We start from the raw sequence: 14328 nt of genomic DNA on the forward strand, positions 1-14328 counted from the left end.
GACGCGTGCCTGCGATGCAATGCAAAAAGGCGCCATCTGGCGCCTTTTTGCTTGACCGCGACCGGCCCGCGTTGCGGCGGGCCGCATCGGCTTACGCGTAAGCGGGGCGCGGCTGGCCTGCCACGTCCTTCAGGTAGCGGTGCACCGACAGGTCGTCTGCCTGGATCGCCGGCTTCTTGCCCGAGATCAGGTCTGCGAGCAGCTGGCCGGAACCGCACGACATCGTCCAGCCGAGCGTGCCGTGGCCGGTGTTCAGGAACAGGTTCGACATCGGCGTGCGGCCGACGATCGGCGTGCCGTCCGGCGTCATCGGGCGCAGGCCCGTCCAGAACGTCGCCTTCGACGTGTCGCCGCCGCCCGGGAACAGGTCGTTCACGCACATTTCGAGCGTTTCGCGGCGCGCGTCGAGCAGGCGCTTGTCGAAGCCGACGATCTCCGCCATGCCGCCGACACGGATGCGCTGGTCGAAGCGCGTGATCGCGATCTTGTAGGTCTCGTCGAGCACCGTCGACACGGGCGCTGCCGCTTCGTTGACGATCGGCGCGGTGATCGAGTAGCCCTTGAGCGGATAGACGGGAATCTTCATCAGGTTCGCGATGAAGCGGGTCGAGTACGAGCCGAGCGCGACCACGTAGGCATCCGCGCGCACCGTCTCGCTGCCGCATTGCACGCCGGCAATCTTGCCGCCGGCGACCGCGAGCGCGTCGATCGGCGTGTTGTAGCGGAACTTCACGCCGAGCCCTTCCGCGAGTGCGGCGAGGCGCGTCGTGAACAGCTGGCAGTCGCCGGTTTCGTCGCCCGGCAGGCGCAGGCCGCCCGTCAGCTTGTGCGACACCGTGGCAAGCGCCGGTTCGGCGTTCTTCAGTTCGGCCGGCGACAGCAGTTCGAACGGCACGTTGGCTTCCTTCAGCACCGCGATATCCTTCGCCGCGCCGTCGAGCTGCTGCTGTGTACGGAACAGCTGCAGCGTGCCGCCCGTGCGGCCTTCGTACGCGATGCCGGTGTCGGCGCGCAATGCCTGGATGCAGTCGCGGCTGTATTCGGCGAGGCGGACCATGCGGCCCTTGTTGACCGCATAGCGCTCGGACGTGCAGTTGCGCAGCATCTGCCACATCCACTGGAGCTGGAAGCGGGTGCCGTCGAGGCGGATGGCGAGCGGCGCGTGCTTCTCGAACATCCACTTGACGGCCTTCAGCGGCACGCCGGGCGCGGCCCACGGCGCCGCGTAGCCGGGCGAGATCTGGCCTGCGTTCGCGAAGCTCGTCTCGAGCGCCGGGCCGGCCTCCCGGTCGATCACCGTAACTTCATGACCGGCACGTGCAAGGTAATACGCGCTCGCCACGCCCACTACACCGCTGCCCAAAACGACGACTCGCATAGCTGCTCCAGATTGAAGGACCAGATCGAGGCCGGTAGCACCCGCGGCTCCGTGTAACCTCTAGCTGATCTAGTTTTTTGCGCTATGGTATTGTCGAAGGTGTAGGTTTTGTTATCGTATTTTTCTGTTTTTCAGCAAAAAGCCATGAGAACTCAACGCCAGCCGGTACGCACGCTCGACAAGCTCGACCGGCGCATCCTGAAACTGCTCCAGCACGACGGCCGGATGGCGATGAAGGACCTCGCGGAACAGGTCGGCCTGACCGTGACGCCGTGCATCGAACGCGTACGGCGCATGGAGCGCGACGGGGTGATCACCGGCTATCACGCGCGGGTCGATCCGGCCCAACTCGGCGCCGCGTTGCTCGTGTTCGTCGAGATCACGCTCGGTCACAAGGGCGGCAACATGTTCGAGCAGTTCCGCCGCGAAGTGATGAAGATCGACGAGGTGCTCGAGTGCCACCTCGTGTCCGGTGATTTCGACTATCTGATCAAGGCACGCATCGGCGAAATGGCCGACTACCGCAAGCTGCTCGGCGACATCCTGCTGCAGTTGCCGGGCGCGGTGCAGTCGAAGAGCTATGTCGTGATGGAGGAAATCAAGGAGACGCTGACGATTTCGGTCGACGAATAGACCGCCGATTTCACCCTTGGCACGCTGCGCCCGATACTGTATAAATATCCAGTATTGGGCGCAGGTGACTGGGTGGCGAAATGGGTGATCGATCCGACAACGAATTTCCGGTTGCGCCGCCAATGCCCCGCAAGGGGCGCGGGGCGGTCGACAACCTGCAGGGGCGGTACGAGACGGCGCTGCGCGAGGCCGTCGACGACGGCTGGACGCACGAGGCGGACGATGCCGATCTGCCCGCGCCACTGCGTACGCAGGTGTTCGAGGAGCGCGCGAAGAGCATTCTGACGCGCAACCAGTCCCCCGACATTCCATTCAGCGTATCGCTCAATCCGTATCGCGGCTGCGAGCACGGCTGCATCTATTGCTTCGCGCGGCCGACGCACAGCTATCTCGGCCTGTCGCCCGGGCTCGATTTCGAGAGCCGCATCTATGCGAAGGTCAACGCAGCCGAACTGCTCGAGCGCGAGATCTCCAGAAAAAGCTACGTGCCCGAGCCGATCGCGCTCGGTGTCAACACCGATGCGTACCAGCCGGTCGAACGGGATCTGCGCATTACGCGCAGCGTGATTCAGGTGATGCACGATCGCGGACTGCCGTTTGCCGCGATCACGAAGTCGTCGCTGATCGAGCGCGATCTCGACCTGCTCGCGCCGATGGCCGCGCGGGGGCAGGTGATGGCGGCGGTCACGATCACGACGCTCGACGCGGATCTCGCGCGCACGCTGGAGCCGCGCGCGGCGACGCCGGCTCGCAGGCTGCGCACGATCCGCGCATTGCGTGAAGCCGGGGTGCCGGTCGGCGTAAGCATCGCGCCGGTGATTCCGTTCGTCACCGAGCCCGACATGGAGCGGGTGCTCGAAGCGTGTGCGGAGGCGGGGGCGACGCACGCGAGTTACATCATCCTGCGGCTTCCGTGGGAAGTTGCGCCGTTGTTCCGGAACTGGTTGACCGCGCATTTCCCGGATCGCGCGGAGCGCGTGATGAACCGCGTGCGCGACATGCGGGGCGGCAAGGACTACGACTCGGATTTCGGCAAGCGGATGAAGGGCGAGGGGATCTGGGCGGATCTGCTGAAGCAGCGTTTTCGTCAGGCGGTCAAGCGGCTCGGGCTGAACGAGCGCGCAAACGGCATCCTCGATCTGTCGCAGTTTCGGGGGGCAGGCCATCCTGGGGCCGGCCATCCGCGGGCAGGCGATCTGGACGGCGGCGCTCCGCGACAGACCGTTCGCGGAGCGACCGTCCGCGGGTCGGACGCCGAAAAGGCTGCCCTCAGGCGTTCGAACGCGCGGGCAGCCGGTTCGATGCCGCGCGACGACACGCAGTTGAGTCTCTTCTAGTTCGGGGGTGCTGCCGGGCGGGGCAACGTGGCCGGTTGCCCGAGCGCGGCCGGCCGGTGATTGCCGTGGCCCCGAATGTGTTCAGCGGCGTGCGGCCGGTGTCGCGGGCATCCCGTGAGTCGCCCTTGCGTCGAGCTGGTTATTGCGAGATTTGCTTGGCCGCTTCGACCTGCGATTCGAAATACGTCTGGAACGAGATGGCGAGCGCGGTCATCAGCAGGAACGCGCCGATCAGCAGCGAGAAGATCACGACGAAGATCACCGTCCAGCCGGAGCGGCTGTGCTTGCCAGTGCTGGCGTTGAATTGCGCATCCCATTTTTCGTCGGGGCGCAGGCCGTAGACGATCGCCGCGAGGAACGCTGCGAGCAGCGAGATCGCACCGGGCACGGCCAGCCACCAGCCGAGGCCTGCGGTGCGCTGGGTTGCGGCGAGCAGCAGGAAGCCGGGGATGCCGACGATCGTCGCGAGCAGGTGCGCCCAGCCATATACATCCCGGAAGCCATACAGATAGAAACGATGGGCGCCGATCGAGCCGAACAGGAAGGCGAGGGCGGCGGTCAGCGTCTTGGAGCGGAAACGGCGGATCGGGGTGGCGGTGCTGCTGGACATGGATCGCGGGCGTAATGTCGATGGAATAGGCCGCCAGAGACGCGGCGCGGGCGCGAAGCCCGGCACGCATTCTACGATGTCGGGGTGAAGGCGGTCACCTCCGGTCTGCGTCAAGGTGCCGCATAGGTGATGCGATAGATCGCGCCCGCGTAGTCGTCGCTGACGAGCAGCGAGCCGTCGGGCAGCGGCAGCACGTCGGCGGGGCGACCCCATACGGTGCCGTCGGGTCGCAGCCAGCCGGTCACGAATGGCGTTTGCCGCGCGTGGCTGCCGTCGGCGGATGCGACGACGCGCATCACGCGATAGCCGACCTTGGTGCTGCGGTTCCACGAGCCGTGTTCGGCGATGAAGATGTTGTTGCGAAAGGCGGCCGGAAACATCGCACCGGTATAGAAGCGCATGCCGAGCGACGCGACGTGCGCGCCGAGCTTCAGCACCGGGCCCGTATAGTGGCGGCAGACATCCTTGCTGCCGTATTCGGGATCGGGCGTGTCGCCGCCGTGGCAGTAGGGGAAACCGAAATCGAGGCCCGCGCGCGGCGCGCGGTTGAGCTTGTCGTCCGGCACGTCGTCACCCATCCAGTCGCGGCCGTTGTCGGTGAACCACAGCTCGCCCGTATCGGGATGCCACGCGAATCCGACCGTATTGCGCACGCCGCGTGCAACCACCTCCCGGTGACTGCCGTCCGCGTTCATCCGCGCGATGAGCGCGTAGCGGTTTCGGTCGGCGAGGCAGATGTTGCACGGCGCGCCGGTCGGCACGTACAGCTTGCCGTCCGGACCGAACGCGATGAATTTCCAGCCGTGATGATGCTCGGTCGGCAGCGCGTCGGTGACGACGACGGGCTTCGGCGGTGCGGCGAGCTGGTCGTCGATGCGGTCGAGGCGCACAATACGCGACACGGCCGACACGTACAATGCGCCGTCCCGATAAGCGACGCCGACCGGCATGTCGAGCCCGGATGCGATCACGTGGTGCTCGCTGATCTGCCCCTCTCGCATCACGAGTGCGTGCACACGGCCTTCGCGGCTGCCGACATACAGGATGCCACGTGGCGACCACGCCATTTCCCGTGCGGTCGGCACCGCGTCGGTCAGCACCGACACGTGAAAACCGGGCGGCACGGCGAGTTCGTCCACCGGCAGCCCGCCGGCGGCGTACGTCGTTGCGCAGGCAAGACAGAAGAGACAGGCGACACCGGCAAGCAGCCCCGCAACGCGGCGCCGTGCACGGCGCGCCGCGGCGCGAAGGGGCAGCATGGCGGCGGCGGGCGGTCCTGGACAGTACGATTGTATGCCTCGCGAACTGCGCATCCGCGGATTTTTTGCGCGTAAGTGTTTGTTGTGCCTCTGGTTTCCAGCTATAATCGCACGTTTCAGTAGTTTCGAACCCGGTTTTCCCGAAGGATTTCATATGGTTATCATCCGTCTGGCTCGCGGCGGCTCGAAGAAGCGCCCGTTCTACAACATCGTCGCTACCGATTCGCGCAACCGTCGTGACGGCCGCTTCATCGAGCGCGTCGGCTTCTACAACCCGGTTGCGACGAAGGGCGAATCGCTGCGTATCGCTCAGGACCGCCTGACGTACTGGCAAGGCGTTGGCGCGCAACTGTCGCCGACCGTCGAGCGTCTCGTGAAGCAAGCGCAGAAGGCGCAGCCGGCTGCCTAACATGGCGCGGTGTGCCGGTCGTGCCGGCTGTGAGGTGCATTGATGTCGGATCACGATACCGGTAATGCAAGGCGCGGGCGTGCGTCGTTTGGCGCATTCGTCCGCAAGCCGGTCGAACGCGGGTCTACCGCGGACGCCGGTGCGGCTGCCGGGCACGGCGGCCTCGAAGTGGTGCAAGCCTTGCCCGACGATGCTGTCGAGGTCGGGGCGGTAGTCGATGCCTACGGCCTCAAGGGCTGGGTCAAGGTGGCGGCGCATGCGGATGCCGGCCGCGGTGGCGATGCGCTGCTCAGCGCGCGCCAGTGGTGGCTGGAGCGGGGCGCCGAACGTCGTTCCGCTCGCATCACGCAGGCGAAGACGCATGGCGACACGGTTGTCGCCCAGCCTGCCGGTTGCGGCGATCGCGATACCGCGCTGGACTTGCGCGGCTTTCGCGTGTTCGTGCGTCGCGACGATTTTCCGGCGCTCGCGTCGGACGAATTTTATTGGGTCGACCTGATCGGCCTCGAGGTCGTCAACGAGCAATCGGTGGCGCTCGGGAAGGTGGTCGGGATGATCGACAACGGCGTGCATTCGATCATGCGCATCGAATGCCCGGCGACCGGGAAAGACGGTCGGCCGGCGGCTGCCGAACGGTTGATCCCGTTCGTCGGCGTGTACGTCAAAACGGTGGATCAGGCGGCGCGTCGCATCGTCGTCGACTGGGAAGCCGATTACTAAATGGACCAGGTCACGGAGAGCGCGGTGCAGTTCGATGTCGTCACGCTCTTTCCCGAGATGTTCCGTGCGCTGACCGACTGGGGGATTACCAGCCGGGCGGTCAAGCAGGGGCGGTTCGGGCTGCGCGCCTGGAATCCACGCGATTTCACGACGGACAACTACCGCACGGTCGACGATCGCCCGTACGGCGGCGGTCCGGGCATGGTGATGCTGGCGAAGCCGCTCGAAGCCGCGATCGGCGCCGCGAAGGCGGCGCAGGCGGAGCAGGGTATCGCGAGCACGCGCGTCGTGATGATGTCGCCGCAGGGCGCGCCCCTCACGCACGAACGTGTCGTGCGGATGGCGCAGGAGCCGGGCGTCATCGTGCTGTGCGGGCGCTATGAGGCGATCGACCAGCGTCTGCTGGACCGCTGCGTCGACGAAGAGATCAGCCTCGGCGATTTCGTGCTGTCCGGCGGCGAACTGCCTGCGATGGCGATGATGGATGCCGTCGTGCGTCTGCTGCCCGGCGTGCTGAACGATGCGCAGTCGGCCGTGCAGGACAGTTTCGTCGGCGGCCTGCTCGATTGTCCGCATTACACGCGCCCTGAAGAATACGACGGGATGCGCGTGCCGGACGTGCTGCTCGGCGGGCACCATGCCGAGATCGAGCGCTGGCGGCGCCAGCAGGCATTGAAGAATACGTGGTTGAAGCGTCCGGACCTGATCGTCCGGGCGCGTCGCGACAAGTTGCTGAGCCGTGCCGACGAGGCCTGGCTCGCGAACCTCGCACGCGAAGCGAAGGACGCCTCCTGAGGCGGTGCTTGCGGGCGGGAATTGGCGGTGCCGTACATGCGTGTATGGCGCCTGATGTGAATCCATCCTCTATCGGGGCCGAGCCTGGGAACGGGCGGGCGCAAACGCCGACAAGATGGTTTTAGGAGTCAGTGATGAATCTGATTGCAAAGCTTGAGCAGGAAGAAATCGAGCGCGCGCTCGCAGGCAAGACGATCCCCGAATTCGCCCCGGGCGACACGGTGATCGTGAACGTGAACGTGGTTGAAGGTAACCGCAAGCGCGTTCAGGCTTACGAAGGCGTCGTGATCGCGAAGCGCAACCGTGGCCTCAACTCGTCGTTCATCGTCCGCAAGATTTCGTCGGGCGAAGGCGTCGAGCGTACGTTCCAGACCTACTCGCCGCTGCTGGCGAGCATCGTCGTGAAGCGTCGCGGCGACGTGCGTCGCGCAAAGCTGTACTACCTGCGCGAGCGTTCGGGCAAGTCGGCTCGAATCAAGGAAAAGCTGGTGTCGAAGGATCGCGCCGCAGCTACCCAAGCGTAAGAGCTGTAAGGAAAAAGCACCCACCCGGGTGCTTTTTTCATTCTGGCGCGACAATACGCTCATATCGACTCGAATCAAGAGTGCCCCATTGACCCGCCGCCTCATCATCGATCCCGAAGTGATGCCTGTCGAAGGCACCGGCGCCGGCCTGCCGGCCATCGATCGCGAACGCATGACGCCGCGCGGCATGCGCGACCGCTTCGCGCGTTCGCTCGAATGGACCGCAGAACCGTTCGAGGCTCGCCTCCAGGAAGGTGTCGATCCACGCAGTGCCGCCGTGCTCGTGCCGCTCGTCGTCCGTGAAGCCGGTCTGACCGTGCTGCTGACGCAGCGCGCCGACCATCTGAACGATCACGCCGGCCAGATCAGCTTTCCCGGCGGCCGGCGCGAGCCGTTCGACCTCGATGCGACCGCGACCGCATTGCGCGAGTCGAACGAGGAGATCGGGCTCGACAGCGAGCGGGTCGAGATCCTCGGTGCATTGCCGGACTACCTGACGGGCACCGGCTTTTGCGTGACGCCCGTCGTCGGCCTTGTCCAGCCGCCGTTCACCGTGCAGGCGGATACGTTCGAAGTCGCCGAGATCTTCGAGGTGCCGCTCGCGTTCCTGATGAATCCGGCGAACCACGAAGTCCGCGTATTCCGCTGGGATGGCGGGGAGCGTCGTTTTTTTGCGATGCCTTATCCGCGAGGCGACGGGGGCGGGCATTACTTCATCTGGGGCGCAACTGCCGGCATGTTGCGCAATCTGTACCGCTTCTTGGCCGCCCGATGATCCGGTGCGCGGCCGCGCGCGCCCGGCCGGCCGCCGACGGTCGGCGCCGGCAGCCCGGCGTGGCTTACGCTGTGCTATCGTTATGCAAAAAATGACATAACCCGAAGACGGCGCCACGCATGACTTTCTTTTCGGTTCTCCTTGCCCTGATCATCGAACAGGTCCGCGCGTTGTCGCCGAGCAATCCGGTCTTCGCGATGTTCCAGTTTCATGCGGAAACCGTCGCGCATGGCCTCGACGCCGGCAAGCAAAAACACGGGATCCTCGCGTGGCTCGCGGTCGTGCTGCCGTGGGTGCTGGTCGTCGCGCTGATCTATTTCCTGCTGTACAAGGTGAGCTTCGTGCTCGCATTCCTGTGGAACGTCGTCGTCGTGTATTTCACGCTCGGCTTCCGCCAGTTCTCCCATTACTTCACCGACATCCACCTCGCGCTCAACAACGACGACGTGCCGCGCGCACGCGAAATCCTGCGCGAGTGGACGGGCATCGATACGGTCGACATGCCGGTCGGCGAGATCGTCCGCCACACGCTGATCCACGCGGTCGTCGCGTCGCATCGCCACGTGTTCGGCGTGTTCTTCTGGTATGTGCTGCCGATCGGGCCGGCCGGCGCGGTGCTGTATCGCATTTCCGAATATCTAGCGCGCAGCTGGTCGACACCGGCGGATGATCGTACCGCCGCGTTCTCGACGTTCGCCCAGCGCGCGTTCTTCGTGATCGACTGGGTGCCGGCACGCCTGACGGCGCTCGGCTTCGCGATCGTCGGCAACTTCGAGGATGCGATCTACGCATGGCGCAACCATACGCGCCAGTGGCCCGATCCGAACGACGGCGTGCTGCTGGCAGCGGGCAGCGGGGCGCTCGGTGCGCGCCTCGCCGGGCCACTCGCGGAGCCGTCGAGCCTCGACGCACTGGCGGTCGGCGACAGCGGTCCGTTGACGGTCGGCGACGATTGCACGCCGCGCACGCTGCAGTCGGCGGTCGGCCTCGTGTGGCGCGCGGTGATTCTGTGGATGATCCTGCTGCTGATGCTGACGCTTGCGGTCTGGGTGTCGTGACGCGGGCGCCGTGTCGCTCGGCGAACGAAACAACAAGGCCGGCTCGATGCCGGCCTTTTTGCTGGATCAGTCGTCGCGCGGGTCGCGTACCGCGCCGCAATGCCAGCACGCGGTGAACTGCGCTTCGAGCTCCTCGCCGCAGTGCCGGCACCGCCAAGGCGCCGCGCCGTCCGCCGGGCCGTGCGATGCAGCGTCGAGCAGGCGGCGCGCAAGCGTGTCGTCGCGCTCGTCGTCGAGCCAGACCTCGGGCGCACATGCATCGGCGGGAATGCCGCCGAGCGCGCCCGTCGCATAGCGATTGTGCAGTTCGCAGCCGATCCCGGCCGCTTCGAGGACGTTGGCCCAATGCTGCGCGGTCGCGAGATCGGGTGCCTTGAAACGCATCGCGGTTCCTGTCGGTGGTGGCCGGGGCGACCCGACCGCCGCGGCCGGATCAGCTCATCAACGCACGATCTGGCTCGCCTCGTGTACCAGTTGCGCGTACAACGCATGCCGCGACGGCGCAACGCGGCCGTCGGCGACAGCTTCCAGGATCGCGCAGCCCGGCTCGTGCAGATGATGACAATTATAGAAACGGCAATCCGCGAGCAACGGGCGGAACTCCGGGAACGCGCGCTCGAGCCGGCCTTCCGTCAGATGATAGAGACCGAATTCCTGGAAGCCCGGTGAATCGATCAGCGCGCCGTCGCTGCCTGGCAGCGGATAGAGGCGCGTGAACGTCGTCGTGTGCCGGCCGCTGTTGAGTGCGGCCGAGATTTCGCGGGTCGCGGCTTCCGCGTCGGGCACGAGCAGGTTCACGAGCGTGGATTTGCCCATCCCGGACTGGCCGAGCAGGATCGTCGAGTGTCCGTCGAGATGCGGCATCAATTGCGCCCGCGCGTCGTCGGGCGCGCCCTTCACGGACAGTTCGAGCACGTCGTAGCCGAGCGCGCGGTACGGCGCGAGCCGCTCGCGGGCGACCGGCAGTGCGGCCTCGACGTCGATCTTGTTCAGCACGACGAGCGGCTTCAGGTCGTTGGCCTCGGCGGCGATCAATGCGCGCCCGAGCAAGTCCTCGCTGAAATAGGGCTCGGTCGCAAGCACGATCAGCAACTGGTCGAGATTGGCCGCGAACAGCTTCGACTTGAACTGGTCGGAACGGTACAGCAGGTTGCGCCGCTCGCCGATCTCGACGACTACGCCCTGGTCGGCGGACGAGCGCTCGTACGTGACGCGGTCGCCGACCGCGATGTCGCTCTTCTTGCCGCGCGGGAAGCACTGCAGCATCGCGCCGCCGTCGTCGGGCGCGACGATGTAGTGGCGCCCGTGCGCCGCGATCACGCGGCCTTCGGCACGTTCCGCGCCCGACGCGCGCGGGGCCGGCTTGCGGGAGGTCGGCCGGCTCATGCTTGCTGCAGCAACCGGTCGATCCGCTGCGACGCGGGCGGGTGCGAGTAGTAGAACGCGGTATAGACGGGGTCGGGTGTCAGCGTCGATGCATTGTCCTCGTACAGCTTTACGAGCGCGCTGACGAGATCCTGCGCGTGCGTCTGGCTGGCGGCGAACGCGTCGGCCTCGAATTCGTGCTTGCGCGACGTCAGGCTGCCGACCGGCGTCGCGAAGAACAGGAATACGGGGATCGCGAGGAAGAACAGCACGAGCGCGGCGCCGGCGTTGCTGGAATCGAGCGACGGCGTGACGCCGAGCCCCGTGTAGAACCATGCGCGCTGCGCGAGCCAGCCGAGCAGCGCAAGCAGCACGAGGCTCAGCACGAACGACACGAGCATGCGCTTCATCACGTGGCGGCGCTTGAAATGGCCGAGCTCGTGCGCGAGCACGGCCTCGATTTCCTCGCCGGACAGGCGCGCGAGCAGCGTGTCGAAGAACACGATCCGCTTCGACGCGCCGAAGCCCGTGAAGTACGCGTTGCCGTGCGCGGACCGGCGGCTGCCGTCCATCACGAACAGGCCCTTCGCCGCGAAGCCACAGCGCTTCATCAGCGATTCGATGCGCGCACGCAGTGCGTCATCCTTGAGCGGCTCGAACTTGTTGAAGAGCGGGGCGATGAAGGTCGGGTAGATCAGCAGCACGAGCATCTGGAACGCGACCCAGACGATCCACGTCCACAGCCACCACAGGTTGCCCGCCTGGTTCATCAGCCACAGCACGACGAACAGCAGCGGCAGGCCGAGCGCGGCGCCGAGCAGTGCGTTCTTCAGCATGTCGGTGAAGAACAGGCGCTTCGGCATCCGGTTGAAGCCGAAGCGCTCCTCGATCCCGAACTGGCGGTAGTACTCGAACGGCACGTCGATCACGCTCATGATCGCGAACACCACGGCGACGAGCCCGACCTGCTGCCCGTAGCCGCGGCCCAGCCAGCCGGTCAGGAGCGCGTCGAGCGCGCCGACGCCGCCGAGCAGCGTGAGTCCGACGAGCACACCCGCGCTGACGACGATCTCGAGCATCGTCAGACGGGTGCGCTCGACCGTGTAGTCGGCCGCGCGCTGGTGCGCGGACAGCGGAATGGTTGCGCTGAACTGGGCAGGGACGCGATTGCGGTGCGCGGCGACGAAGCGGATCTGCCGTGACGCGAGCCACAGCTTGGTGACGACCATCGCGAGCACGGCGAGCGCGAACAGCAGGGTGAACGAAAAAGGTGACATCGAAGGCGCCAAAGGGTTCTATGCGAGAATTATATGTTCTTGCGGACCGGGCCCGCTGACGCGACGCCGGCCGCCGCGGCGCAGCACGCCGTCCGCCATTTTCCAGGATGACTCATGACCGATACCCCCGCTTCCTCCAGCCAGCCCGAACTCGTGCGCAACGAGCTGAATCTCGTCTGGCTCGACATGGAAATGACGGGCCTCGACCCGGATAACGACCGCATCATCGAAGTCGCGGTCGTCGTGACCAACTCGACGCTCGAGATCGCAGTCGAAGGGCCGGTGTTCGCGATCCACCAGAGCGACGCGACGCTCGCCAAGATGGACGACTGGAACAAGTCGACGCACGGCCGCTCGGGGCTGATCGACCGCGTGCGCGCATCGACGGTCACCGAAGCGGATGCCGCCGCGCAGCTCCAGGCGTTCCTTGGCCAGTACGTGCCGCCCGGCAAATCGCCGATGTGCGGCAATTCGATCTGCCAGGACCGCCGCTTCATGGCGCGCTGGATGCCGGATCTCGAGCGTTTCTTCCACTACCGCAACCTCGACGTCAGCACGCTGAAGGAGCTGTGCCGCCGCTGGCAGCCCGCGATCTACAAGGGTTTCCAGAAGCGCGCGATGCATACGGCGCTCGCCGACATCCACGAGTCGATCGACGAGCTGAAGTACTACCGCCAGCATTTCCTGATCCCCGCCACGCCGGCGCCGACCGGCGAATCCGCGCCGGCTGCCTGAGCGGGCCGGCGCTTGATCAGCGGGGCGCGCGCTGCGCGCTCTTCGGCCTGAACGCCGCGACCACCGCGGCGTTCGTCTCGATGTACGGCCCGCCGATCAGGTCGATGCAATAGGGCACCGCGGCGAAGATGCCGGGCACGGTGGTCTTGCCGTCCGCGCCGCGCAGTCCTTCGAGCGTTTCCTTGATCGATTTCGGCTGGCCCGGCAGGTTGATGATCAGCGCGGCATGATCGGCCGTCTCGCGGATCACCGCGACCTGCCGCGACAGGATCGCGGTCGGCACGAAATTCAGGCTGATCTGCCGCATCTGCTCGCCGAATCCCGGCATTTCCTTCGTCGCGACCGCGAGCGTCGCCTCGGGCGTCACGTCGCGGCGCGCGGGGCCGGTGCCGCCCGTCGTCAGCACGAGGTCGCAGCCGGCCGTGTCGACCAGCTCGACGAGCGTCGCGGAAATCGTCGCCGCGTCGTCCTGGATCAGCCGCGTCTCGGCGCGCCACGGCGAGCTCAGCGCGGCGGCGAGCCACTCCTGCAGGGCGGGAATGCCCTTGTCCTCGTAGACGCCGGTGCTCGCGCGATCGCTGATCGACACGAGGCCGACCACCAGCTCGTCCGGATGGTTACGCGTCGTCGTCATGATCGTCTCCCGCGGACTCGTCGTCCGCTTCGTCCGCTTCGTCCGCGTCATCCACGCCGGGCGCGCCGCTTGCCGTCTTGATCCACTGGAACAGCTCGCGGTAGTAGCGCGGCGGCTTGCCTTGCTGCGTCTCCCTGCGCGCGTTGCGGATCAGCGTGCGGCCTTCCTGCACGTCGGCGTCCGGGTGCTGGTGGATGAATTCGGTCAGCGCGGCGTCGTCCGCGAGCAGCTGTTCGCGGGTGCGCTCGATCCAGTGCAGGCGGGCCGTCGCGGCCTTGTTCACGCCGCGCTGCGCGTCGAGCGCGGTGCGCAGCGCGGCCGTCTCGTCGTCGGTCAGCGAGCGCATCACGCGGCCGACGTACTGGAGCTGGCGGCGCTTGCCCTCGTGATCGGTGATGCGGCGCGCTTCGCGCACTGCGTCCGCGAGGTCTTCGGGCATCGGCATGCGCTTGAGCGCGTCCTTCGGCAGGTCGACGAGCGCCTGGCCGAGTTCCTGCAGCGCGTGCATCTCGCGCTTCAACTGGGATTTGCTGGGGCGATCGTAGCCGTGGCCGGCGTCGTCGTCGGCGTGCTCGATCGGCTGAATACGGGTTTTGCGTGTCATGGGCGGCATTGTATCGCGCCGCGGCCGCCCCAAGCTTCTCCGCTCCGATCTCCCGGACCTGAAATGACACGGTCCCCGCGCTCGCTGCGTTCGCTGCCCCCCCCGAGGGGGGCGATCAGTGCGCTTGGGGCGGCCCGGCGCACACTGCACACTGATATGATCGCGGGATACGACATTTTGAACACGCGGGCCGCAAGCCTGCCACCGGATAAAAC

The 14328-nt window shown here is 66.4% G+C and carries 17 protein-coding genes; 9 read left to right on the plus strand and 8 right to left on the minus strand.

The features are described 5' to 3' along the window. Nucleotides 1-91: 91 nt before the first annotated feature. Nucleotides 92-1378 (minus strand): D-amino acid dehydrogenase, encoded by a 1287-nt coding sequence (locus tag ACV229_RS19695; protein ID WP_448084782.1) that lies wholly within the window; start codon nucleotides 1376-1378, stop codon nucleotides 92-94. A gap of 144 nt (nucleotides 1379-1522) precedes the next feature. Between ACV229_RS19695 and ACV229_RS19700 the strand changes: the two genes are divergently transcribed. Further along, complete coding sequence (locus ACV229_RS19700) at nucleotides 1523-2011, plus strand: Lrp/AsnC ligand binding domain-containing protein (RefSeq protein ID WP_205797105.1); 489 nt, start codon at nucleotides 1523-1525, stop codon at nucleotides 2009-2011. Nucleotides 2012-2091: 80 nt separating this feature from the next. Continuing rightward, on the plus strand, nucleotides 2092-3348 hold the full coding sequence (locus ACV229_RS19705; RefSeq protein WP_448084783.1) for a PA0069 family radical SAM protein: 1257 nt from the start codon (nucleotides 2092-2094) through the stop codon (nucleotides 3346-3348). Between the two features lie 139 nt (nucleotides 3349-3487). Here the strand turns inward: ACV229_RS19705 and ACV229_RS19710 are convergent, their stop codons facing one another. Both ACV229_RS19710 and ACV229_RS19715 read right to left on the minus strand, forming a co-directional pair. After that, nucleotides 3488-3958 carry an NINE protein gene (locus ACV229_RS19710; protein WP_448084959.1) on the minus strand — a complete coding sequence of 157 codons (471 nt, stop codon included), beginning with the start codon at nucleotides 3956-3958 and terminating at the stop codon, nucleotides 3488-3490. Nucleotides 3959-4068: 110 nt separating this feature from the next. Continuing rightward, a complete protein-coding gene (locus ACV229_RS19715) occupies nucleotides 4069-5217 on the minus strand; it encodes a PQQ-dependent sugar dehydrogenase (protein ID WP_448084784.1) in 1149 nt (382 codons plus the stop codon). Nucleotides 5218-5371: 154 nt separating this feature from the next. On the opposite strand from ACV229_RS19715, the gene rpsP reads away from it, so the two are divergent. The 6 genes from rpsP (at nucleotide 5372) to ACV229_RS19745 (ending at nucleotide 9498) form a co-directional block, all read left to right on the plus strand. Then, entirely contained in the window at nucleotides 5372-5626 is a 255-nt protein-coding gene (gene rpsP, locus ACV229_RS19720; RefSeq protein WP_010091769.1) for a 30S ribosomal protein S16, read from the plus strand. Between the two features lie 42 nt (nucleotides 5627-5668). Further along, nucleotides 5669-6346 carry a ribosome maturation factor RimM gene (gene rimM / locus ACV229_RS19725; protein WP_448084785.1) on the plus strand — a complete coding sequence of 226 codons (678 nt, stop codon included), beginning with the start codon at nucleotides 5669-5671 and terminating at the stop codon, nucleotides 6344-6346. Beyond that, on the plus strand, nucleotides 6347-7141 hold the full coding sequence (gene trmD, locus ACV229_RS19730) for a tRNA (guanosine(37)-N1)-methyltransferase TrmD (RefSeq protein ID WP_448084786.1): 795 nt from the start codon (nucleotides 6347-6349) through the stop codon (nucleotides 7139-7141). Between the two features lie 134 nt (nucleotides 7142-7275). After that, nucleotides 7276-7665: a 50S ribosomal protein L19 gene (rplS, locus tag ACV229_RS19735; protein ID WP_448084787.1), complete on the plus strand. Its 390-nt coding sequence runs from the start codon at nucleotides 7276-7278 to the stop codon at nucleotides 7663-7665. A gap of 88 nt (nucleotides 7666-7753) precedes the next feature. Next, complete coding sequence (locus ACV229_RS19740) at nucleotides 7754-8440, plus strand: CoA pyrophosphatase (RefSeq protein ID WP_448084788.1); 687 nt, start codon at nucleotides 7754-7756, stop codon at nucleotides 8438-8440. A 119-nt stretch (nucleotides 8441-8559) separates the two neighbouring features. Continuing rightward, nucleotides 8560-9498 (plus strand): CobD/CbiB family protein, encoded by a 939-nt coding sequence (locus ACV229_RS19745; protein WP_448084789.1) that lies wholly within the window; start codon nucleotides 8560-8562, stop codon nucleotides 9496-9498. 66 nt (nucleotides 9499-9564) lie between these two features. On the opposite strand, the gene ACV229_RS19750 is transcribed toward ACV229_RS19745, so the two are convergent. The 3 genes from ACV229_RS19750 to ACV229_RS19760 are packed head-to-tail and all read right to left on the minus strand — an operon-like array spanning nucleotide 9565 to nucleotide 12140. Next, nucleotides 9565-9882 (minus strand): putative signal transducing protein, encoded by a 318-nt coding sequence (locus ACV229_RS19750; protein ID WP_448084790.1) that lies wholly within the window; start codon nucleotides 9880-9882, stop codon nucleotides 9565-9567. Nucleotides 9883-9939: 57 nt separating this feature from the next. Next, nucleotides 9940-10884 carry a ribosome small subunit-dependent GTPase A gene (rsgA, locus tag ACV229_RS19755; RefSeq protein ID WP_448084791.1) on the minus strand — a complete coding sequence of 315 codons (945 nt, stop codon included), beginning with the start codon at nucleotides 10882-10884 and terminating at the stop codon, nucleotides 9940-9942. Then, nucleotides 10881-12140, minus strand: a complete 1260-nt coding sequence (locus tag ACV229_RS19760) for a M48 family metallopeptidase (protein ID WP_448084792.1) — start codon at nucleotides 12138-12140, stop codon at nucleotides 10881-10883. Before ACV229_RS19760 ends, rsgA begins: the two co-directional genes overlap by 4 nt. A gap of 114 nt (nucleotides 12141-12254) precedes the next feature. Here ACV229_RS19760 and orn point away from each other — a divergent pair, with 114 nt between their 5' ends. Next, a complete protein-coding gene (gene orn / locus ACV229_RS19765; RefSeq protein WP_448084793.1) occupies nucleotides 12255-12875 on the plus strand; it encodes an oligoribonuclease in 621 nt (206 codons plus the stop codon). A gap of 16 nt (nucleotides 12876-12891) precedes the next feature. Here the strand turns inward: orn and mog are convergent, their stop codons facing one another. Beyond that, nucleotides 12892-13509, minus strand: coding sequence for a molybdopterin adenylyltransferase (gene mog, locus ACV229_RS19770; protein WP_448084794.1), 618 nt, complete (start codon nucleotides 13507-13509; stop codon nucleotides 12892-12894). Next, nucleotides 13493-14113 (minus strand): ribosome biogenesis factor YjgA, encoded by a 621-nt coding sequence (yjgA, locus tag ACV229_RS19775; protein WP_448084795.1) that lies wholly within the window; start codon nucleotides 14111-14113, stop codon nucleotides 13493-13495. Before yjgA ends, mog begins: the two co-directional genes overlap by 17 nt. Between the last annotated feature and the right edge of the window lie 215 nt (nucleotides 14114-14328).

This window comes from Burkholderia sp. MR1-5-21, assembly GCF_053427715.1.